The sequence below is a fragment of the Paenibacillus sp. FSL R5-0713 genome (genome assembly GCF_037973325.1).
Classification (GTDB): Bacteria; Bacillota; Bacilli; order Paenibacillales; family Paenibacillaceae; genus Paenibacillus.
On the sequence record NZ_CP150229.1, the window covers coordinates 3,211,297 to 3,234,047 of the forward strand.

20 protein-coding genes are annotated in these 22,751 nt (G+C 43.7%); 11 read left to right on the plus strand and 9 right to left on the minus strand.

Translation table 11 applies throughout. From position 1 onward, the window contains the following. Nucleotides 1-55 precede the first annotated feature (55 nt). Complete coding sequence (locus MKZ12_RS14440) at nt 56-679, plus strand: hypothetical protein (protein WP_339261080.1); 624 nt, start codon at nt 56-58, stop codon at nt 677-679. A gap of 207 nt (nt 680-886) precedes the next feature. Then, the gene (locus MKZ12_RS14445; protein ID WP_339261081.1) at nt 887-1,375 is read left to right on the plus strand and encodes a GNAT family N-acetyltransferase; all 489 of its coding nucleotides are present in this window, start codon (nt 887-889) and stop codon (nt 1,373-1,375) included. 125 nt (nt 1,376-1,500) lie between these two features. Here the strand turns inward: MKZ12_RS14445 and MKZ12_RS14450 are convergent, their stop codons facing one another. Both MKZ12_RS14450 and MKZ12_RS14455 read right to left on the minus strand, forming a co-directional pair. Then, a complete protein-coding gene (locus tag MKZ12_RS14450) occupies nt 1,501-1,866 on the minus strand; it encodes a helix-turn-helix domain-containing protein (protein WP_339261082.1) in 366 nt (121 codons plus the stop codon). Nucleotides 1,867-2,081: 215 nt separating this feature from the next. After that, on the minus strand, nt 2,082-2,894 hold the full coding sequence (locus MKZ12_RS14455; protein WP_339261084.1) for an undecaprenyl-diphosphate phosphatase: 813 nt from the start codon (nt 2,892-2,894) through the stop codon (nt 2,082-2,084). A gap of 211 nt (nt 2,895-3,105) precedes the next feature. On the opposite strand from MKZ12_RS14455, the gene MKZ12_RS14460 reads away from it, so the two are divergent. Then, entirely contained in the window at nt 3,106-4,134 is a 1,029-nt protein-coding gene (locus MKZ12_RS14460) for an ABC transporter substrate-binding protein (protein ID WP_339261085.1), read from the plus strand. A gap of 134 nt (nt 4,135-4,268) precedes the next feature. Here MKZ12_RS14460 and MKZ12_RS14465 read toward each other — a convergent pair whose 3' ends face one another. Continuing rightward, nucleotides 4,269-5,174 carry an AraC family transcriptional regulator gene (locus tag MKZ12_RS14465; protein ID WP_339261087.1) on the minus strand — a complete coding sequence of 302 codons (906 nt, stop codon included), beginning with the start codon at nt 5,172-5,174 and terminating at the stop codon, nt 4,269-4,271. A 241-nt stretch (nt 5,175-5,415) separates the two neighbouring features. Here MKZ12_RS14465 and MKZ12_RS14470 point away from each other — a divergent pair, with 241 nt between their 5' ends. After that, entirely contained in the window at nt 5,416-5,994 is a 579-nt protein-coding gene (locus MKZ12_RS14470; RefSeq protein WP_339242577.1) for a TetR/AcrR family transcriptional regulator, read from the plus strand. 152 nt (nt 5,995-6,146) lie between these two features. Here MKZ12_RS14470 and MKZ12_RS14475 read toward each other — a convergent pair whose 3' ends face one another. After that, a complete protein-coding gene (locus MKZ12_RS14475; RefSeq protein WP_339242579.1) occupies nt 6,147-6,563 on the minus strand; it encodes a MerR family transcriptional regulator in 417 nt (138 codons plus the stop codon). Between the two features lie 192 nt (nt 6,564-6,755). Between MKZ12_RS14475 and MKZ12_RS14480 the strand changes: the two genes are divergently transcribed. After that, complete coding sequence (locus MKZ12_RS14480; protein WP_339261088.1) at nt 6,756-7,796, plus strand: NAD(P)-dependent alcohol dehydrogenase; 1,041 nt, start codon at nt 6,756-6,758, stop codon at nt 7,794-7,796. Nucleotides 7,797-7,982: 186 nt separating this feature from the next. Here the strand turns inward: MKZ12_RS14480 and MKZ12_RS14485 are convergent, their stop codons facing one another. Continuing rightward, nucleotides 7,983-8,501: a hypothetical protein gene (locus MKZ12_RS14485; protein ID WP_339261090.1), complete on the minus strand. Its 519-nt coding sequence runs from the start codon at nt 8,499-8,501 to the stop codon at nt 7,983-7,985. A 326-nt stretch (nt 8,502-8,827) separates the two neighbouring features. Here MKZ12_RS14485 and MKZ12_RS14490 point away from each other — a divergent pair, with 326 nt between their 5' ends. Then, entirely contained in the window at nt 8,828-9,271 is a 444-nt protein-coding gene (locus tag MKZ12_RS14490) for an HIT domain-containing protein (protein ID WP_339261092.1), read from the plus strand. Nucleotides 9,272-9,397: 126 nt separating this feature from the next. After that, nucleotides 9,398-9,769: an iron chaperone gene (locus MKZ12_RS14495; protein ID WP_339261094.1), complete on the plus strand. Its 372-nt coding sequence runs from the start codon at nt 9,398-9,400 to the stop codon at nt 9,767-9,769. A 73-nt stretch (nt 9,770-9,842) separates the two neighbouring features. On the opposite strand, the gene MKZ12_RS14500 is transcribed toward MKZ12_RS14495, so the two are convergent. After that, nucleotides 9,843-10,823, minus strand: coding sequence for an aldo/keto reductase (locus tag MKZ12_RS14500; protein WP_339261096.1), 981 nt, complete (start codon nt 10,821-10,823; stop codon nt 9,843-9,845). Nucleotides 10,824-11,211: 388 nt separating this feature from the next. Between MKZ12_RS14500 and helD the strand changes: the two genes are divergently transcribed. Next, nucleotides 11,212-13,653 carry an RNA polymerase recycling motor HelD gene (gene helD / locus MKZ12_RS14505; protein ID WP_339261098.1) on the plus strand — a complete coding sequence of 814 codons (2,442 nt, stop codon included), beginning with the start codon at nt 11,212-11,214 and terminating at the stop codon, nt 13,651-13,653. 177 nt (nt 13,654-13,830) lie between these two features. On the opposite strand, the gene MKZ12_RS14510 is transcribed toward helD, so the two are convergent. The 3 genes from MKZ12_RS14510 to MKZ12_RS14520 form a co-directional block, all read right to left on the minus strand. Next, on the minus strand, nt 13,831-14,661 hold the full coding sequence (locus MKZ12_RS14510; RefSeq protein ID WP_339242593.1) for a carbohydrate ABC transporter permease: 831 nt from the start codon (nt 14,659-14,661) through the stop codon (nt 13,831-13,833). 1 nt (nt 14,662) lies between these two features. Next, a complete protein-coding gene (locus MKZ12_RS14515) occupies nt 14,663-15,535 on the minus strand; it encodes a sugar ABC transporter permease (RefSeq protein ID WP_339242596.1) in 873 nt (290 codons plus the stop codon). A gap of 68 nt (nt 15,536-15,603) precedes the next feature. Next, nucleotides 15,604-16,917 carry an ABC transporter substrate-binding protein gene (locus tag MKZ12_RS14520; protein WP_253435486.1) on the minus strand — a complete coding sequence of 438 codons (1,314 nt, stop codon included), beginning with the start codon at nt 16,915-16,917 and terminating at the stop codon, nt 15,604-15,606. A 206-nt stretch (nt 16,918-17,123) separates the two neighbouring features. Between MKZ12_RS14520 and MKZ12_RS14525 the strand changes: the two genes are divergently transcribed. The 3 genes from MKZ12_RS14525 (at nt 17,124) to MKZ12_RS14535 (ending at nt 22,659) form a co-directional block, all read left to right on the plus strand. Continuing rightward, nucleotides 17,124-18,887 (plus strand): histidine kinase, encoded by a 1,764-nt coding sequence (locus MKZ12_RS14525; protein WP_339261101.1) that lies wholly within the window; start codon nt 17,124-17,126, stop codon nt 18,885-18,887. A 16-nt stretch (nt 18,888-18,903) separates the two neighbouring features. Beyond that, the gene (locus MKZ12_RS14530; RefSeq protein WP_339261103.1) at nt 18,904-20,430 is read left to right on the plus strand and encodes a response regulator; all 1,527 of its coding nucleotides are present in this window, start codon (nt 18,904-18,906) and stop codon (nt 20,428-20,430) included. A gap of 243 nt (nt 20,431-20,673) precedes the next feature. Next, entirely contained in the window at nt 20,674-22,659 is a 1,986-nt protein-coding gene (locus MKZ12_RS14535) for a methyl-accepting chemotaxis protein (protein ID WP_339261105.1), read from the plus strand. Nucleotides 22,660-22,751 lie beyond the last annotated feature (92 nt).

Consider the following 22,751-nt stretch of genomic DNA (forward strand, 5'->3'; position numbering starts at 1 on the left):
AATGTTACAATGGTTAACTATGTTCATACGAATGATTGAAGGGAGGGCGATAAGCATGAATCTGTATCACATCCAGTCTACCGTGCACGGAATCAACAGAGTAGCATCGTTTTTGGAAGAAAATTATATTGGTATCGCTTGGTCCGGTACAGGAGATCTGGAGCAAACGCCCCCGGAGTTATGGAAGGAACAGTTGGTTCAACACGCTAGCTTGGATGAAGCAGAATTGGCGAGAGCACTCGCGACATTACATATGTTTGCCAACCTCATGCAGGATGGGGATTATGTATTAATTAGCGATGATGAATGGACGTATGTGGGGGATATCGGGGATTATTATTACGACGATTCCGCTGGCACGGAAGAGGACTTGATCTGTCACCGCCGCGGGGTTACATGGTTGGGTCGTATTCCTCTCGCTGAGCTAAATGACAAAGTTCAGTCGCTGCTAAAAGATTCATCCATACTTGCAAAGTTTGAGCATCCCGTTTCACAAGCACAGCTGGATCGCGGACTTGCAATCGGCATAGCAGCTGAAGCAACACACACTCTCTCAACAGCAATAGATGAAGCTACAATTCAAGCAGCTATTCATGTGCTGAAGGAAGCGTTACACAGTGAAGAAGAAGAGCTGCGAATTCGTGCGGCTACAGCCATTTTGCAGTATGCCAAACCATAGTAACATGCAAAAGTTAGAGAATAGTCGTGATTTTATATAGAAATCATTCATATCAAAACAATTTGAAATTTTCCAATTCTGGAGTGAGTTGAGGCGTACTTATAGAAATATTCAATGGATGGGGGAATTGACGCTTGCTGTTGGGAATGATAATTTAGACATATCATTAAAACCAATAAGTCCAATGAGATAAAGGGGGTATGTAGGGTGACACACATCGTGCATGCAGCAGCTGAAGATATTCGCAGCGAGGATTCGTTGCAATTGATCAAGGAACTGAGTGAAGAACTCGGTTTGTTATATGGCGGTGATGGAACGGCGGGATTTCAACTGTCCGACGTTGAAGTGCCACGGGCGGCTTTTATCGTTGCGAGGATCGACGGGTACCCGGTTGGTTGCGGAGCACTTAGACCCCTTGATGAAACATCTGTAGAAGTTAAACGCATGTATACACGCAGTGGCTACCGCCGTAAGGGGATAGCCCAGGCTATTTTGGCTGAGGCGGAGCGTCTTGCAAGCGAACTTGGTTATACCAACCTGAAACTGCAAACCGGTCCATTACAGCCGGAAGCTGCAGCACTATATGAGCGCGTAGGGTATTATCGAATCCCTGTATTCAGTGGCAATTGGGATAAAGTGTTGGCCTACCAGAAAGATCTGGTACACGAAAAGGTAAATGTTACGCACGAATCATAACTTCCGTTATTGAACGGATAGAGGAGCATAATATACAAGAAAAAGTCGCCTATGGGCGACTTTTTTTAGCTTTAATATATGCAATGATCTCTAATGATCTCATCTGAACATGTAGACAAAATCGTTTAATCCGTTACGCTATTATTGATCGATGGGTCTTGATATTGAGCGCCCCATTCGCACAGTCCTTCCAAAACGGGCAGTAACCTCTCAGCTTTCGCTGTCAGTCGGTACTCGACTTTAGGAGGGACTTGAGGGTACTCTTTGCGCTCTACCATGCCATCTGCTTCCAATTCTTTGAGCTGTGAACTCAATGTTTTATATGTGATGGCTCCGATCTGTCTTTTCAGCTCATTGAAGCGGACAGGCGGGTTTTCTGCCAAAAGGTACATAATCACCATTTTCCATTTGCCACCAATAACGGACAACGTATATCCAAAAGGGGTATCTTGAATGTTTTTAACTTTACCGTGGTAGTCAGCCATACTCATTATTAACACTATCCTTCCGGGTAGTACCTATTATAAAAGACCGTACTGTTTATTTTGGATCAGTTTAAACTAATCTCACCTGAAAGTAAAGTAGAACTACGATGACTCAAAAAACAATACGCCGCCTCAGCTGAAGATTTAACTGATGGCTCTGCTAGATACACCAAAAGGAACAACCATCGCTGGTTGTTCCTTTTGGTGTGATTAGTTTGTTTTTATAAGAAGATCAGCAACAATGTTCCTGCGGCAAAACAGTAATACGAAAAGTATTTCAGGTTGCCTTTTGCCATAATGCCCATAAACCATCTCATGGAGAAATAGGTAACGAAGAGTGTTGTGATGAATGCAATCAGATAGGGGATCGCCAGCTGTGATCGATTTGGATCATTGGCGATGTCGGATACACCCATGATGAGTCCACCAATGCTTATTGGAATGTACAGCATGAAGGAGAACTTCAGTGCCGTTTCCTGTTTCATGCCCACAGCGATGGAAGCAATTACAGTCGCCCCTGAACGGCTAATTCCGGGAATAAGAGCTACTGCCTGAGCGAGACCGACCAACAATGCATCTTTTGTAGACAGATCACCGTCTTGTTTGCGACCACGAAGATTACGAATCAGCCATAAGGCAACGCCGGTAATCAATAGCGCGATGGAAACAGTGTAGACGGACGAGAAAATTTCTTCAATCCGATCCTTGAACAGGACCGCAACGACAGCAGCAGGAACCGTACCAATAATTATGTATAAGCAAAACATGAAGTCTGCTCTATATTCTTCTTTACGAGTACGCAGGTAACCTAATGCACCAATAATCAACTTTTTGATATCTTCCCGGAAAATATAAATAATAGCGATAAGCGATGCCGTGTTGGTTAAAATCTCAAATGACAATCCATTCTGCTTCATGCCCATCAGTCTCTGCGCGATGATCAAGTGACCGCTGGAGGAGACAGGAATCGGCTCCGTTGCGCCTTGAACAATACCTAAAAATAAATACTTTAACCATAACATAATTTCTTCCATGTTTTCCTCCTTGAATACGTTTCATTGGCTTTCCAATGATCTCTCTTTTTAATAAAAGTGACTTGTCTACTCTATTGATGATAGCCGCTTAAGTTAGTGACTTGCAAGTTAGAGTTCATAGAGGGAGGGAAATAAACATAGCTTGTCAAATACTTCAGAGCATGATATCGTTGATAACGATTATCAATATCAACGAAAAGGTGGGTTTATTTTGCGTAAACAGAGAAAATCAGTATGGATCATAATGGCACTCATCTTGCTGCTAGTACTTAGTGCTTGTGGTCAATCTACCACGAGCAATAGTAAAACCGGGGACAGTACGAATGAAACTGCGGGAACAGAAACCAAGACGAACTCGGATTCAGCTTCTTCTGCTGGTACAGAAGCAACTGCCGAAGAGGAACTCGTTACATATCAATCGGATGCAGGTGAAGTACAGGTACCCAAAAATCCTAAGCGCATTATTGATTTGACGTCATTTTCGACGGGGTACTTTGTTGCCCTCGATGCACCGGTAGTCGGCGCTTTATCAGGAGCGATGAACAACAAGTATATCAAGGATCAACTTGCAGAAGCTGGCACAAGTGATCTGGGTGAGAAGCCTACACCAGAGAGTCTAATCAGCTTAAAACCCGACCTCTTTATTGTGTACACAGGCACAGAGGGCATCGACAAGCTGGAGCAGATTGCGCCAGTCGTACAGATTGATTATGGTAAGCGCAATTTCAAGGATCTGATGCTTGAGATGGGTAAGCTTACCAATAGAGAAGACGCAGCTAAAGCATGGAATGCTAAATGGGAAGCAAAGATTAACGAAATGAAGCCTAAGGTTCAGGAAGCTGTGGGTGATCGCACGGTATCCATTCTGAATCCGTATGCCAAAGGATTATTTGTATTTGGTCACAACTACGGCCGAGGCGGTGAAATTATTTATGGAGAGTTTGGTCTCAAGGCACCGGCCAAGGCTCAAGCTGAAGCAATTGACAGCGGTACTGGTTGGGCTTCGATATCCATGGAACTATTACCGGAGTATGCGGGGGATATCATCTTCACCAGCCCATGGTCGGGAGACAAAACTGATCCCAAGATCGTATATGATAATCCATTGTGGAAAAATTTGCCTGCGGTGAAGGCCAATCATGTGTTCCAGCTTGACCCGACTTCAGACTCGTACAACGATCCGTTAACGTTGGAAGGTCAGCTGCAGTTTATTTCGGATAGCTTGCTTTCGAAAAAGTAAAATTGGACTGAAAAATATAGTAGAGTAGTATAGTATAAGAGCATTTCCAAACGTCGTTAAAAGACGGGGAGATGCTCTTTTTTAGTGATGCGAAACAGTAATAGCTAGTACCACGACAGATGAAGGCAGTTGTTTTAATGATCCATACCTCTCAGGCGTTTAATATCTTCTCTGGGCGGTAAACCGAACATGCGAGAATATTCACGACTGAATTGCGACGGGCTTTCGTAACCTACCTGAAATGCTACATCTGCTGCATCGGTGGACTTGGATAATAACAAGCGCCGAGCTTCTTGCAACCTAAGTTGTTTTTGAAACTGAATCGGACTCATGGCAGTCACTTCTTTAAAGTGTCTGTGCAGCGAGGCAGTACTCATATTCGCCAAATCGGCCAGATCCTCCACCCGAAAATTTTGCTCAGAGTGATTCATAATATATTCAATAACGTCTCTGATTCGATAGGTATGGCTGCCCGCAATGGTAGCTTGTTCCAAGGCCATCCCATGGGGGCCTTTCAAAACTTTATAGAGAATTTCCTTCTTGAACAAAGGAGCGAGCAGTGGTATATCTTCCGAATGATCTTCCAACAAACGTATTAACCTGACAACTGCATCCAGCAGAGATGGCTCAGCCTGGCTTACAAACATTGCACGTTTCGTCGTTTTCTGCGGTCTTGCCGGGAAATGGGAGTGGTTCAACACCTCCAGAATCTCACTGGACGTAAATTCAAGTTTCAGGGCCAAATAAGGAGCCTCAGACGAGGCTTGGATCACTTGTCCACTAACCGGCAAGTCAACGGTTGCCACGATATAACTTCCTGGACCATATCGGAAACGATCCTGTCCCAGCAGGACCTGTTTCTCACCCTGTACGATAATGCAGAACGAAGGTTCGCTCACTCTAAATATAGGTTCAGTAACAACCGATTCACGGATTAGAAATAATGAAGGGATAGCCGTCTGGTGCACACCATTGGTGTTTGAATAACGGTCAATACGTTTGGCTAATTCGTCTTGATGCTCATGTAATCGATCAGACATGCGTTAATCTCCCTTTTCGCACAATATAATAATTAATCACATTCTAGCGTATATTGACCCTAGGCGGTAGAAAACGGATAGGAATAGGCAAACATTTGATGTAAATGGATAAGACATGCTGACTGCTGGTTACATAATCACAAGTGCACAATCATGATATACAACAAGTACAGAAGATGTATACGTCTTTTATTTACTGATCGTTCCCGATGTGTTAGATTGACTTTAGGAGGGAAGTCGAATGGCTAGAAGTAAAGAGTTTGAAGTGAACGAAGTGTTGGATAAAGCAATGAAGATCTTCTGGGAACAAGGTTATGAGAAGACATCGATGAGTGACCTTGTGGAGCATATGGGAATACATCGCCGAAGTATATACGATACATTTGATGATAAACATACATTGTTCTTGCAGGCTATGGATCGTTATAAAGGCAAGATCAGTGCTACATTACTTGCAGAAATTAAAGCGTCCAAGACGGCAGTGGAAGCACTGCATAACATTTATGGATTGATGATCAGTGAAGCAGAGGATACACCATCGGGTTGTCTGATCGTAAATTCGGCAGTAGAGCTGGGCACACGTGATTCGGATGTAGATACACGGTCCCTTGAATCATTTAACGATACAGAGCGGATGTTTGAGCAGATCATCGAATGGGGACAACGCGATGGAGAATTTTCCTCAGACCATGATGCGAAGGAAATGGCAGAGTATTTGCACAATATTTCTGTCGGCATTAGAGCCATGGCCAGAACCTCGACGGATAAAGTTAAATTAAATCGAATAATCAATGTATCCATAAAACTGTTGGAAAAATGATACGGCTGGCTCTACGCGCATATAGAGGCATATCTCCGAAATGTTATTCCATACGATGTGCCTAAACATATCCCAAATAGCAGCTTGTAATCCGTTATAGGATTACAAGCTGCTATTTTTGTATCTATTTACGTCATGAGAAAGATGGACCATCAATTGGTGACGGCATCGGCTGTTGTTTTTACTCTTCTGTGAATCTCTTCGGTTCCAGCTTCCAAAGCAGTTTCGTAGTATGAGCGTTTATGGTCAATAACTTCCATGGTCCTTCTTAGTTGCTCCATTTGTGCTTCAACAATGGCTTTTCGTTCCGTGAACATATCATATCTTTGCTTCAGGGTGGAATCCCCTTCAGAACACCATTCAATAAAATCCTTGATGTCTTTGATAGGCATTCCGGTCAACTTCAGGCATTGAATGATCTTTAGAAAGTCGATGTCTGAATCTTTGAACAAGCGCGTTCCGCTCGTGGTACGTTCTACAAAAGGCATAAGTCCTTCCTTATCATAGTACCGCAATGTATATACTGTAAGGTCTAATTTTTTGGCAACTTCACCGATTGAATAGGTCATTTATAATGAATTCCTTTCTACGAGGGGTAGACTTCGAGTTAACTCTAGGATTGATCCGAGTGAATTCTATCATGTTGGATTACTGGATGTCAAAGTACGTTTGAGATAAAAAATAAGATAAACATTTGACCTAGAGTTAACTAGAGGGCGTAAGATTATTTATGTACTTACAATTACGAGGAGGTTATTCCATTGATTATAGCTAAAGCCAGAGCCGTTGACGGTCCAGACCAACAATTCAGAAGTGCTGAAATTAAACGACGTGATCTGGATACCAATGATGTATTAATCGAGATTAAATATGCCGGTATCTGCCATTCTGACATTCATACTGCTCACGGTGAATGGGGTCCTGTGAACTATCCACTCGTTCCTGGGCACGAAATTGCCGGGATTGTAACTGATGTAGGAAGCGGAGTCTCCAAATATAAGGTTGGTGACCGAGTAGGGGTCGGATGTATGGTCGACTCTTGTGGTGAATGTGTTAACTGCCGCAAAGGTGAAGAGCAGTACTGTCTCAAAGGAAATATTCAAACTTACGCTGGAGTAGACAAATACGGTGAACCTACGCAAGGTGGATATTCAACACATATTGTTGTCGTAGAGGATTTTGTCGTTCGCATCCCTGATAACATTGCACTTGATGCAGCTGCACCTTTGTTGTGTGCCGGTATTACGACGTATTCACCACTTCATCACTGGGGAGCTGGCCCAGGTAAGAAGGTTGCCGTTGTAGGTATGGGTGGTCTGGGTCATATGGCTGTCAAAATCGCACATGCGATGGGTGCGGAAGTAACGGTCCTCTCCCAATCCTTGAGCAAAAAAGAAGATGGACTGCAATTTGGTGCAGATCATTACTTTGCCACAAGCGAACCCGAGACCTTCGAAAAACTTGCAGGAACCTTTGATCTGATGATTAACACGGTGAGTGCCAATATTGACATTAACGCGTATTTCTCACTGCTCACGCTGGATGGTACACTCGTGAACGTGGGTGCTCCTGCAGAGCCATTAGCCGTAAACGTATTTTCTCTGATCGGTCATCGCCGTTCATTCGCAGGTTCCATGATTGGTGGCATTCGTGAGACGCAAGAGATGCTTGATTTCTGTGCAGAACATGATATTGCGCCTAACATTGAGGTTATCTCGGCTGATCAGATTGACGAAGCTTACAAGCGTGTACTGGCTTCTGACGTGAAATATCGCTTTGTTATTGATATCAACACCATGTAAGTGTGGAGTGTGATTATTGATAGGGATAGTTAAAGATAGAATAAAGCAGCTGCCTATAAGGTCAGCTGCTTTTTATCTTGTTCATTGTAGGATCCTTTTTAGCTCACCTTCCTGGTGAAAATTCATATTTAATCTTTCAGCATGATATGGTTAAGTAAAAAGAGCCGCAGCAGCGGCTCAAATAAATTAAAAGTTAAGATGCAGCAATGGCTTAATATGCTTAGCAGCGGCACTGAACTGATCAGAAAATTCTTCTGAATCGTGGTATTCTTTAGGCAAGTCATTCAGGAATAATTTGATCTGTTTGGCTACTTTTATACGTACTTCAGAATCTGTACGGTTACCTTTTAATTGATCCTTTACAAGATAACCATATTCATTTCTAAATATTAAAAAGTCATTGATAAGAACATTTATATAATCAGAGAAGTTTTTAGTATGTTCTTTGATGAGCGTTAATCGGTCATTTATTAAAATGATGGAAGTATAAACATCAAACATTTGCTCGATTTCTCCAGTAGAATGTACCTCACTGGTTTGAGAAAGTGTATCATTCAGATTCTGTACTCTCGAAACAAAACTAGTATAATAATCCGAATTGACCGCAATTTCTTTCTTGCGAGTTGAGTTCTCAATTAAAATAAAAGTTGAACCAATGATCAATAGAACCAAGAGGAATATAATGATATTAGAATATTTTTTCATGTAGTATTATGCTTCCCGTTAGAGAGAATGAAGTGTAATTCTGCAGCTACGAGAACGAATACTCCTCCCAATGAAATTAAAACTTTCAATTATGTAACCCCCATATTTTTTTGTACAGAACATTAAAGAGGTTAACACAAAAAAAGGGAATAGATCTATCTGCATAATTTACCACTTATATAGGTTGTTTGTTATTATAATATTCTATCTTGAAATTGCTACAGATATAGGTTTGAAGCTAGCTAAATCTAATAATTACTTGAAGAAACTTGAAAGGAGTGGAAGCAAAAAGATGACAGCATTATTTTCACATCAGCCCCAAGGGTATGAATGTCCATTTTGTTGTATTTGGGGTATCGAGCGACCGGATCAGGGAAACAAACAAACAAAGAGATATTATCTATCAGAATGAAAAGGTAACGGCATTTATAGCAGGCAAGTGGTGGCCAAACAATAAAGGACATGTGCTTGTTGTTCCAAATCAACATTTCGAGAACATCTTTGAACTTCCTGCGGACTACGCTGCTGAGATTCATTACGCGGCTCAACTTACAGCATGGGCAATGAAAAGTACATATGGATGTGAAGGAATCTCTACACGACAGCATAATGAACCTGCAGGTAATCAAGATGTATGGCATTATCATCTGCATGTTTATCCCAGATACGTGAATGATCAACTTTATCTGACAAAGGGTTCTCAATCCGATCCAGATGAACGCGCATTCTGTGCTGATCAGTTGCGTTCTTGGATTAAGGAAAACATATAAAGTCTAGCAAGCTACTTATCGTTTTGAGTTATCGGGCAGATAGGGGTCTTGAATTTGATATTCATGATAGAATGAGTTTGAATGGGGCAAATTAAATAGTATATTTCATGATATAGGGGGAAACCAATGGAGACCTTTGCAGAATTTATAGCACGCATCGATAACCCGGAACACCAGGCACGAACGGAAGAAGTTTTGAACTGGATCACTGAAAGATTCCCGAATTTAAAACAAAAAATTGCATGGAACCAACCGATGTTTACCGACCATGATACCTTCATTATTGGTTTTAGTGTATCCAAGCAACATTTGGCTGTTGCTCCCGAGAAGGCAGGAATTAATCGTTTTTCGGAAGAGATCACTAAAGCCGGTTATGATCATACCAAAGAGTTGGTGCGAATGAAGTGGAAACAGGAGATTGATTATTCGTTACTTGAGAGAATAATTGAGTTTAATATCGCGGATAAGGCAGAATGTTCAACATTTTGGCGAAAATAAATTGCACACATAAAAGACCCCCGACTTCCGGATGAGGAAATAGGGGGGTTCTCCATTTTCTTAGGAAAATTTACTATTGAGCACCTACTACAGGATGAGGTACATAAGGTTCTTCAAGGAATGTGACATCTTCTGAGGTCAACTTAATGGAAAGAGCACCTACAGCATCTTCCAGATGTGATAATTTGGTGGCACCGATAATTGGAGCCGCTACAGTGTCTTTTTGTAGCAACCACGCAAGTGCGATGTGTGTACGAGGGACACCGTATTTTTCTGCAATGGATGCAACCCGTTCAACCACAAGTCGATCTGCATCACTGGTCGCATTGTACTTGGATTTCTGAATTTCGTCTGTCTCGGATCGAAGGGTCGATACGGACCAGTCACGGGTTAACCTGCCTGAAGCAAGAGGACTGTAAGGAGTCACACCAATCTTTTCTTCCTTGCATAACGGTAACATTTCACGTTCTTCTTCGCGGTAGATGAGGTTCAAGTGGTTCTGCATGGAGACAAACTTGGTCCAACCATGTTTCTCTGCTACATGTAATGCCTTTTGGAACTGCCAAGCGAACATGGCTGAAGCCCCAATGTATCTTACTTTCCCGGACTTCACCACATCATGTAAGGCTTCCATGGTTTCTTCAATAGGCGTATTGTAGTCCCAACGATGAATGATATACAGATCTACATAATCCGTTTCCAATCGTCTCAGGCTTTTATCAATCTCACTCAGGATGGCTTTTCTGGAAAGGCCAGAACCGTTGGGTCCTTTATGCATCTGTCCATGTACTTTGGTTGCAATAACGACCTCATCCCGATTAGCGAAATCCTTTAACGCCCGACCAAGGTACTCCTCGCTCGTACCCAGAGAATATACATTCGCTGTATCAAAGAAATTGATGCCCAGATCCAGCGCTTTTTTGATCACGGGGCGAGAGTCCTCTTCATTCAGTACCCACTGATGAACCCATTTACTGGCGTCTCCAAACCCCATACATCCTAGGCAAAATCGAGATACGTCCAAGCCAGTGTTACCCAGTTTCGTATATTCCATGTCATGTTCATATCCTTTCTAATGTTTATTATTGCCACCGGTCTGGTGATCTATTTACACCATTAGTATGTCATAACAAATGAACTAGCGGGTACCACATTTCTATCAAACTATTGCCTAATCTTCTCACAATCCCAGAATTCGTTAGATCGAGGACATAAAAAAAGATGCTCCTTGTAACTCAAGGAACATCTTATGCATTATCAATTATGAATGAACTCCAACTCAGACAGTGAATAAAAAGATTGAACTAGAAAAAACGCCATGATATAATCTATAGCGCAATTGACATTTTTATTAGGAACAAAGGGTGAATCATTATTTATCCTAATTTAATTTTACATCCGACATTCCGATTTGTCAATGCTCTTTTTTGGGGTCCTAATAAATGGAAAAGGAAGTGGGTTCATTCATGGATAAAACCGTTGAATGGAAGTTGGAAGAGGAAAGATTAGTGCAGGTAAGGAGCAAGCTTCAGGCAAGACTCGACGACTTAGAACCAAAGGTTGAAGGACTGCATGAACAGGCAGCCGAAATTCGTAAACGGTTTTGGGAAGAAGTGACGATTAACACGGGTTCGTACACCGATTTTGAAGATGCCTTCTATACCATTAATCAGCAATCGAGAGTGTTGGCCGAGAGGGAACGTGGGCACAAGCTGTTAACGCAACAATGGAAAAATACAAAGAGATTACTTCCGACACCGTATTTTGGTCGCTTCGATTATAAGGAAAAAGGCATGACATATACTGAACAGATCTACATCGGCGTATCTTCCTTCATGGATGAAGATGGATTGAGCTTTCTCATCTATGATTGGCGTACGCCAATTGCGAGTCTGTACTATGATCACTCTCCGGGGCCAGCAAGTTATGACACACCTTCAGGACAAATCGAGGGTACGATGGAGCTCAAGCGTCAATTTCAGATCCAACACGGGCAGCTTCTTAGCATGTTTGACTCAAATGAGACGATCGGTGACGAATTGTTACAGCAAGTACTCGCCAAAGGTGCAGACTCACAAATGAAAAGCATTGTAGCAACCATCCAAAAGGAACAAAATGCTATTATCCGTGATGATCGAAGCCGTATGCTCATTGTTCAGGGAGCAGCTGGCAGTGGCAAGACGTCCGCTGCGTTACAGCGAGTGGCCTACTTGTTATACAAACACCGGCAGACCGTTAAGGCAGATCAGATTGTACTTTTCTCTCCGAATCCGATGTTTACCAGTTATACCTCCACCGTACTCCCGGAACTTGGCGAAGAGAACATGCAGCAGACCACTTTTCAGGAATATCTAAATTATTGGCTGGATTCCTCCTTACGACCAGAGGATGCCTTTGATCAGATTGAATATGTGCTGACAGCCCAGGGAGATCCAGGATATGAAGCTCGTATGGAGGCGATCAAGTATAAAGCTTCGGAGACATTCCTTCAAGTGCTCAAAAACTACGGGAAGTGGTTGGGAAGAGAGGGGATGCTGTTCAATGGGATTCAATTTCGGGAACGTGAGTTCATCACTGCGGACCGAATTAAGACCCAGTTTTACAGTTTGGATCAAAATCTGACACTGTCCAACCGAATTCTTCTTGTGCAGGAATGGCTGCTGAGAGAACTCGTTATGCTGGAACGTCTGGAACGTGAAGCCGACTGGGTTCTGGAGGAGTTGAATTATCTGGATACCGATGAGTATGTGGAAGCTTACGGTATGCTTCACAAAGAAAAGCCTGTGTTCGATGTCGCGGAAAAGTATGCAGCACGAGATAACGGTAATAACAGCGCAGAGCAAGATGAGGGTGCTTTTGATTTTGCAGAGCGCGAAGAGGAATTGCTTCGTCAGAAACTGGTGAAAAACATGTTTAAACCTTTAAGGAAGAGTGTGCGGAAATTCCAGTTCGTGGATGTGAAAGGGATATATGAACAACTATTTGCAGATGAAGCCGCTTATCGGGAACGAACGAATGGGGCAATCCCCCCGCAGCATTGGGCTGAGATATGCAAACAAACCAGGGAGATGATCCTCCAGAACAAGCTTTTCCATGAGGATGCTACTCCTTATTTATATGTAAAAGAACTGATCGAGGGCGTTCGGACGAATAGAGAGATTCGTTATGTCTTCGTGGATGAAGGTCAGGATTATTCAGCGTTTCAATACGAATATCTCAAGAAACTGTTTCCTCGTGCTCGCATGACCGTACTTGGAGATTTCGGGCAAGCCATCTTTATGCAGGCTACGGAGTTAGCAGCGTCCAACTCGCCATTGATCCACCTTTATGGAGAAGCTGAAACCGCGTTGATCCGCCTGGTACGCAGTTATCGTTCAACCCAAGAGATTGTTGAATTCACGAGACACATGTTACCCGGGGGAGAAGAGATTAGACCCTTTGAAAGGAGAGATCGGAAGCCTCTTTTAACAAGATTGAAGGACGAGAAGCAGCGTGGTGCGCGTATTCTGGCAGACATTACTGCGCTTAAGGCAGAGGGGTTCGATTCCATCGCTGTAATAACGAAGACCGCAGCTGAAAGCCGGGAAGCCTATGAAAGGTTACAGAGTCAAGGAGGCGAAGGGTTACAACTTATAACGAAGGATACACAGATTTTTGAAAAAGGAATCATGGTTATTCCTGTGTACCTTGCGAAAGGCGTCGAGTTCGATGCGGTCCTGGTCTATGATGCTTCATCAGAAGCTTACAGCCAGGAATATGATCGCAAGCTTCTATATACGGCTTGCACTCGAGCCATGCACCGACTTCAACTCTACACAACGAACGAGTGGTCACCGTTTGTGCAGGCGTTACCGGCGAATCTGTATGACACTTATCCCAAATAAAATCGTGAAGATATTACTGTTATTGTAAAACTTTATTACAGAACATTACTTCAAAAACAAACAAAGAAAGACCCGCCAATTAAGGTGGGTCTTTACGTTTATCTTGAAGCCTTTATAGATTGCTACATGGATTCCCTCGAATTCCTAACGTATTAGAGTTTTGCGAGAATATAGGGCTTACCCTTTAACTGCACCGGCAGTAAGGCCGCTGACGATATATTTTTGTCCAAATAGATACAGAATGAACACAGGCAACGAAGTAAGCACGAGATTGGCGAAGATCAGGTTCCAGTCCCGACTATATTTGCCGTAGAAATTGTAGATCGATAGTGGCATCGTCCAAGTGGAGCTGTCTGTCAGGAAGTATACCGGAATGGTGATATCATTCCAGACGGACATGAACACCATGATCGCTACCGTTGCGTTAACGGGCAGGATGAGTGGTGTGACAATGCGGAAGAACACACCGAACACACTTGCTCCTTCCAGAAAAGCCACTTCGTCCAGTGCTCGTGGAATGGTTTTAATGAATCCACTGTACAAGAACACGCTGAAGGCTGTATTTAACGCGGCATAGATCAGGATAACGCTAGTGATGCTGCCGTAGAACCCCAGTCCCTGTACAACCCGTATGGTCGTGATAATGGACATTGGCGCAATCAGTCCCATAAAGAAATACATGTAGAGGGTGCCGGATAGTTTGGTTTCCCGACGTGCCAGAATGAATGCCGCTGCAGAAGAAGCAACGATATTAATGATGGAAGATACGCCAGTAATCAAAATACTGTTGAAGAATGCTCGCGACAGACCGCCTTCCTGGAAGACACGAACATAGTTCGAGAACTGCCATGTTTCCGGGAAACTCAGGGAGAAGCTGAGCACTTCGGCGCTGGTTTTGAATGAGCCAAAGATCAGAATGACAAGCGGCAACAGAACGATAAGAGAGGCCAGAATCAGGAAGCCTTCCACGATATAGTTACGGATGGCGAGTTTGCGTGTATAGCCCATGTTATTCGGTAACCTCCTTACGCCGCATGAAGATCAATAGCGGTATAGCGATAATGGTAACGACCACGAACAGAAGGGTGTTGACCGCTGTTCCAAGTCCCCAGTTGCCTTCGCCGAAAGACCGCAGAATGATCGTACCTACGACCTGGGAAGCGTTACCCGGGCCACCACCGGTCATGACATATACTTCGGAGAATACTTTGAGTCCACCGATCAACGTCAGCATCAGGTTAATGTTAATGGCGGGCAGCAAGAGTGGCAGTGTGATTTTGAAAAAACTTCTCCACGAACTTGCGCCATCAATCTTGGCGGCTTCGTAATACTCCTGGGAAATGGACTGCAGGCCTGCCAGATAGATGGCCATCTGGAACCCGGCACTCTGCCAGATGGAGACGATGGCAATCGTCCAGATTACAATCGATGGGTTGGTCAGCCAAGCTTGGCTTAACGAATGTAATCCTACAGATTCCAACAAATTGTTGATAGTACCTTCGGTACGCAACATGGGTGTGAACAGAATGCTGATCACGAGTATGCTGAGAATGGAAGGCGAGTAGAATATCGCACGCAGCAGGTTCTTCGTTCTTAATCGCATGTTAAGTCCTACGGCCAGCAATAGGCCGATGACATTCTTGCCGACAACGGTGACAATTGCAAATATCGCTGTGTTTTTCAACGCCAGAATCAGCGTTTTGTCTGAGAAAATTTTCTCGAAATTATCCCACCCGATGAACTTCAACTCCAGCCGGTCTAACCGCCAATCCGTGAATGAGTAATAAAAAGCGGCGAGAGCAGGCACAACGAAAAAGATGGAGTAGATCAATAGTGCTGGAAATATCATGTAATACGAGTATAGATTTTTAGTCCTTTTCATGTCTCACACTCCGTTATAGCTAGGCAGCATAACAATTGATCATGTTATGCTGCCTTATATTTCACTCTTTAGAAACCTTCTACGCCTTTATCCTGCATCAGCTGACTGAACTTCTCATCCCAGGATTTCAGCACTTCTTCTGGTGACAATCCACCAGCGAATTGATCCTGCAACAATCGGTACAATTCACTGCGATCCACCAGCATGTATGCATCCGTTGTTAGCACGGTTTTCTTAGGCGTAATGTAATTGTCTACAATATCCTGTTTGTATGCCGGCAGTTCCGGAGTAGTAACGTCACTGAAATTGGATACGTATCCTTTGGAATCCACGATCTGTTGTGCGACATCTTTGGAAGCGATATAGTCGAGGAACTGTTTGGCTTCGTCCAAATGTTTGGATTTCTTCGGAATGAACAGTTGTCCGCCGAGCGGACTTGCACCCAGACTGGCATTATCCGACGATGGAATCGGGAATACACCCAGTTCCATATTTGGATCTTGCTCGGCCACGCCTTCAATTAACCAATCGCCCATAAACATCATGGCAACTTCCTTGTTCAGGAATTTACCTACTGCCATGTCATAGCTGTCGCTAAGTACATCGGTGTTGGTGTACCCTTTGGTGTACACTTCATACTGTTGTTCCAGGAATGTTTTGAATTCGGGAATATCGGACCATTTTTTCTTGTTACTGTTCAACTCATCAAAAAACGTCGGATCATTTTTGGCTACAAAATCGGCAAAAGCTGCAGCGGGCCAGATGTTGGCAGCCCAGGCATCTTTGTATGGCATGAATACAGGTGTAATGCCACTTGCTTTGATTTTTTCACAGATCGCCAGGAATTCTTCGTAGTTCGTTGGAATCGACAACCCGAGTTCTTCAAAGATTTGTTTGTTGTAAACTACCCCTTGCATCCCCGTATCCTGACTGACATGGAAGCTGTAGAGATGGCCGCCGGAAGAGAGGACGTCCTTATTCACAATTCTGCTTGCCCAAGGTTCGTTGTCCAGAATCTCGAAGTTCCGTTCAAGGTTCAGGTCCGTGACAGCACTCGCCAGATTGTACTGAATGATATCAGGCGTTTCATCTACTGCCAGTTTGGTTTGCAGTACTGTCGTCGTTTGTTCCGCAGGAATCAGCTGCAAGTTGACGCGAATGTTCGTTTGTTTTTCAAATGCATCGAGAATGTCCTGCTGAATGAAGGCAGAGTCCTGAGAACTTTTGGAGATTGCCAGCTCCAATGTGACCTTGCCACTCTTGCTGTCCCCGCCAGCAGCTGTACCTGAATCCGTATCTCCTGAACCACAAGCGGTTAATGAGATGGATAATAAACTGGCCAGAATAATGGAAATCGCCTTTTTTCTTTTTATTGTTTTCAATGCAAATCCCCCTCTAAAACGTGTTGTGAATCCGTTTACAAGTCCGATTATAGATTTTTTTCTCTCCCCGGTACATGTCTGTGCTTGAACGTTGATGTGTAAAATCCTGAACTTGAAATCGCTATCATTTCATGGAGTACCGTGATAGAGTAGACATCAATGTAAGGGATTTCACATCATGTCAGAACAGGAGGGTATCTCTAATAATGGCGAAGTTCATACATAAAACAACTCAATTCAGTTTGCAGACGAAGGTGTTTTTGACGTTTCTGGCTCTGCTTTTGTTTGTGCTGGGCTGTTTTATCGTTTATGTGAATGTGATCGTTGTCCGTCCGCTCAAATTGAAAACGGAGCAGGATACGCTCGTGACCGCTACGAAGGTAAGAGAGCAAGTTGATCTCTATGTGGAGCAGCAGAACCAGATGTCACAGCGAATATTATCCAGCAAAAATATTTTTGCAGCCATGGACAAGAGCTCCTCAGCGCATAGTAATTATGAAAGACTGAAACAGATTCGGATCATTAAAGACATCATGTTCCAGGCCATCGGTCCGAGCATGAATATCAAGGACATGTCCATCTATGACAATCACGGCGTTCTCCTGACGTCATATCTGGGTTCGGGTAATCCACCCGCCATCCTGAACACCCTGATGGAGAGTAGTCAGATCGGACGAGAGTGGACGGAAAGTGGTTTTGTTCTGCTGCGCCAAGTCGATACCATTTCCTTTGTTCGTACGATCAATGATCAGAATGGCAAGGTGTACGGTTATCTTAGCATTCAGATGGAACAAGCTTATATACAGAACCTTACGGAAGGCATTACAGCAGGGGAAGTCTATATTCTGAATGAACAAGGAGAGCAGATGACAGGTACGGAAGCTAGTGAGACATTTGCGAATTGGACAAAGCCTTCATCAGACGAGGGGTTAGATGTCGACAAAGACGACAATTACGTCACACATTCTATTTCACCGAGTACAGGTTGGATTACATACATCATAACGCCCAAAAAATCTGTCCTAGGCTCGATCCATTCTGTTCAGACGATGTCCATCCTGCTGATTACAGCACTGATGCTGGTGTCGTTCGTGTATATCTTCCTGTCGACGCGTAACCTGCTGCTGCCTATCCGCAAGCTACGTAGCCAGATCTGGCGAATGAACTACAGCAATATGAATCTGAAAGTGGATGAAACGCCGAAGAATAACGATCTATTGTTGCTGAATGAAGCCTTTCGGGATCTGATGGAGAGGCTTCAACAATCCATTGACCGGGAAAAATCGGCGCTTCATGAAGAAGTAAAGGCGCGTAATTCTGCGTTGCAAGCCCAGATCGCACCTCATTTTATTCATAATGTTCTATATCTGATCAGTATTGCCGCCCAAGAGGGGAAGACCAAAGTTGTATCCGATATGTGTAAACATCTCTCGGACAGTCTGCGTTATATTGTCTCTTCACCATACGCGCATGTGACTTTGGCTGAGGAGCTTCAACATACGAGACATTACCTGTCCCTTGTACAGCAAAAGTACGAGGAGGATCTGGAATGGGACATCTGTGCTGACGAACTGGCAAACGAAATCCGGTTGCCACGGTTGGTCATTCAGCCGTTTGTGGAAAACTGCATTGAACATGCCTTTGCCAACACTGCGCCGCCTTGGCATATCCGGATTACCGTGAAGCAATATAACGGATTATGGGCTTTGGAGATCAAGGATAACGGAGAGGGGTTTCCACCCGATAAGATCCAGGAGATTGTAGCCAATATTCAGGCATCGGGCTCCGGAATGAACCAGACGGCCGATCGTGCTACAGCCCTTGGTAATATGGGGATTATCAACAGTGTCAATCGACTCAAACTAATGTATAACAACCGACTCTTTATTAATATATTTAACAATCATTCTGAAGAGCAACATGGAGCAACGATTCAGATCATCGGCTCACTGACGAAAGATTTTTACTAGCGAGGAGGCATAGGCGATGTATAATGCGATGATTGTAGAGGATAGCAAGCCGATATTACGTAATATTAAAATGCTCTTGGAAACGCTGAGCTTCCCGATTCGTGTAGCGGCTACGGCAACGAATGGAGAGGAGGCTTTGGCAGCGATAAAGCAGTCATCGATTGATCTGTTGTTGACCGATATTCGAATGCCAAAAATGGATGGTCTGTCCCTGATTGAGCAAGCCAAGCTTGCCAACCCGGATCTGAAGGTCATTCTAATTAGCGGATACAGCGATTTTGAATACACAAGAAAAGCATTGAACCTGCAAGTGTTTGACTATTTGCTAAAACCTGTCGAACGAGAGGCGCTTGAAGAAGTCATGGGTCGGGTAATTGACCAACTTGATCAACAGATGTCCAAGGAACTGCTGGATCTGCAAGAAATCATTCATCCCCAATGTGAGACTACGCTCAAAAAGGGGGAGGATTTTCCGCCCTTATTCAGCCAGATGATGATGATTATGAGCAAACAACCCTTCACCGCAGGGAATGAACGATGGGTGCAGCTGGAGCTTGAGGTGATGGTGAAGGATTTTTTCCCATTCTATTCTTGTCGTGTGTACACCAGCCAAACGCCATATCAATTTATTGCCTTTGTTAACAAGAGTGCACTTGAGGTGTATTCTTCCGTACACGAATGTCTTGAATCCTTGAGACGGCATTTGGTTGCGCATGACATCTATGCGATTATTGGAGGACAACTTCTATTGGCTGAGTCTGGTAATCTGCCTGAGCTCTATCACCGCATGTCGTCCATTATGTCTGAGCAGCAACGGTTGAAACAAGGAATAGTGTTGGATACCGGGAATCCGGTATCAATGGCTAGATCCGAGACAGGCTGTCTGGATTCGGTGCTGGAATCTGTTTTTGTACAGATGATACAGGCCCGGCAGAAAGAACGGTTTGCTCTTAAGTTATCTGAATTGTTGAATCAATGGGCAGAGGAAAATGTACATATGACTGAGGTGGAACGGTTTATTGGATTGATCGTAGACACGTTTGCTCATCTGTACGAGGAACAGGGCTCGGGCATGAGATTGGGGTTGGAGCTTCGGGCAAAACAATTCGTCCAGGCACAGTCCTATGCTGATTTTTGCCGGGAACTGACGGAATGGACGGGACAGTGTTTCGATATGCTGCAATCCCACGTCCGCAAAAGCAAGGCGATCCTGTTCGAACAGATTGACGATTACGTAAAACTAAATAAATACTCTCCATTGTCGATCAACGACATTGCCATGAAGTTTCACGTCAGCCCGTCCTATGTCAGCAGAGTGATCAAAAATGAAACACAAATTACGTTTGTTCAGTATTACACCCAGCTTCGCATTCAGGAAGCCTGCAGACTGATGGAAAGCCAGCCGGACATGAAGTTTAAGGAAGTATCCGATTTGCTGTCGTTTAGTGATCAGCACTATTTCTCCAAGGTGTTCAAAGAGTATACAGGGCTAAGTCCTACCGAATATAAACAACAGATGCTTGGTATAGAGAACCAATCATAGCTAACAAACCCTTTTTATTTATGCTATAATACGAAACAAATACGGCTTGTTACTGAATTCATTCAGGCAATACCTATGTATATACATGCTCAACGTTTCTTTGGGTGTGTACATATATGGGTTTTTTTGCGTTTACTTGCCGGTTGATTCTACTAAAAATGGATACAGAGAGGAAGATTCACTTTGGAAAAAGAAAAGAAAAAAAGGTCATTTTATAAGAAAGGAGGAGCCAATTTACGATTAATGAGTACTAGGCTGATTGCAGCTTTCCTTGCGGTGCTTATTATCCCAACTGCACTTATCGGTTATTTCTCGTATCATAGTGCCAAAGATCAGGTGCAACAAAAAATGACAGAACCCATCAACACAATATTAACGATGACAGGACAGCATATTAACAATCTGGTCGGGGAAAAAGCAGAATTATTGAGTTATATAGACCGTATGTATGGCTCCGCTCCCAGTCAGGCAAACAACGAAGCAGTACAAGTAGGAATCGAGCAATTAGCAGATACATATCCTGATATTCTTGGCATAACTGTGGGCAGCGACCAAGGAAGTGTTATATCATCTCCAGCAATAGATGAAGCGACATATGATCCACGCAGCACGGAATGGTATTCCTATGGTATGAGTAACAATGGATCACTCTATTTTTCGAGTATTATGACAGATTCAGTATCCGGGAAGATTTATGTAGAAATTTCAAAGGCAATTTCAAATCAACAAGGTGTAGCAAGTATTAAACTTGATCTGGAGCAATTAGCCAAAGAAATATCTGATGTGGATGTAGGAGGTAATGGAAGCCTGATTGTAGTTGACTCCAATCGAACAATCGCAGCTTGGTCCGGTGCCATTGTAAAAGGTGGGGGAGGAGAGCTCGGCGGAGCGCTTATTGAGGGTATTCCCGTTCATCCGAATACAGCTTCAAGTTCCGACGACCCGATGGCATTTTCCCAATTTGTTAGAACAGATCTGGCGTATGATTTGGAGGTGTATAACGGTGTTAATGCTTTGACGGGATGGAATGTCATTGCTTTGATGGGCCATGAGGATTTTATCGCCGCAGCGAAACCCATCATGGTATCGAGTCTAATCGTCATTGCTGTATCTGTAATGATTGCCGGAGTTATTATTTTCTTCATTCTGAGATCATTTATTGTACCCATGCAAAAACTGCGAAAGGCCACTCGCAGCGTAAGAGAAGGGAATCTGTCCGAGCGGGTTAATCTTAAAACTGAAAATGAATTTGGTATATTAGCCAATGATTTTGACCAGATGACCATTTCCCTTCAATCGGTGGTTGCCGAACTTCATCAGACGTCATCGTTGTTAAGTCACTCTTCCCAAATGATTCAGGAAAGCACAGAACAAACCACCCAATCGGTTCAACATGTGGCGGAAACCATGCACCAGACTGCGGAATCAGCTGTCGTTGGGGCGGAAAACTCGGAACAAACCGCGAATGCCGTAGAAGAGATGGCGAGAGGCATCAGTACAATTGCAGAATCTGCGAGTGCCATCGTTGATTCGGCTGAAGAGACGGAGCGCGCTGTTGCTAATGGTGGAAAAACCATTAACCAGGTCAGAGAACAAATGCAACATATTATCGGAGCTGTTGAAGAAACCTCGGCATTGATTAATGAGCTGTCCAGTCTGTCCACCGAAGCCAATCGAATGAATGAAGCGATAGCGGATATTTCTCGGCAAACCAATCTTCTATCACTGAATGCCTCTATTGAAGCATCAAGAGCAGGAGAACACGGTAAAGGTTTTGCTGTTGTTGCTGGTGAGGTGCGTACGTTATCCATGCAATCCAAACAAAGTGCGGACGACATTGGCGCTACCATTGGCAAAATGCTTGATCTGATTGCAAAATCCACCTCCCTTATGAATGATAAAGTTCGCAATCAAGTTGGTGAGGGAATGCGGATCAGCCAAGAAGCTTCTGCAACCATATCCAACATTGAACAATATACAACTCATATCGTGGATCAAATTCAGGATATATCTGCTGTCTCAGAACAGTTGTCAGCCAGTACGGAGGAAGTCTCGGCTACCGTTGCCGCGATGAGTCACATCTCTAAAGTGTCGGCTGATAGCGCTCAGACAACTTCAGCAGCAGCCCAAGAGCAAATGGCGGCAATGGAGGAGATATCCGCATCTTCTGCACAGCTATCCAAAACAGCAGAGAATATGCAAGAACTGGTTCGCCGGTTTAAGCTCTAGAGTAGAAGTAAGTAAGTTTGAAACGAAACGTGTTAAGCAAAAGGCGTTCCCCAAAGGGAGCGTCTTTTGTGCGCTTAGCTGAGAGAGAGGAG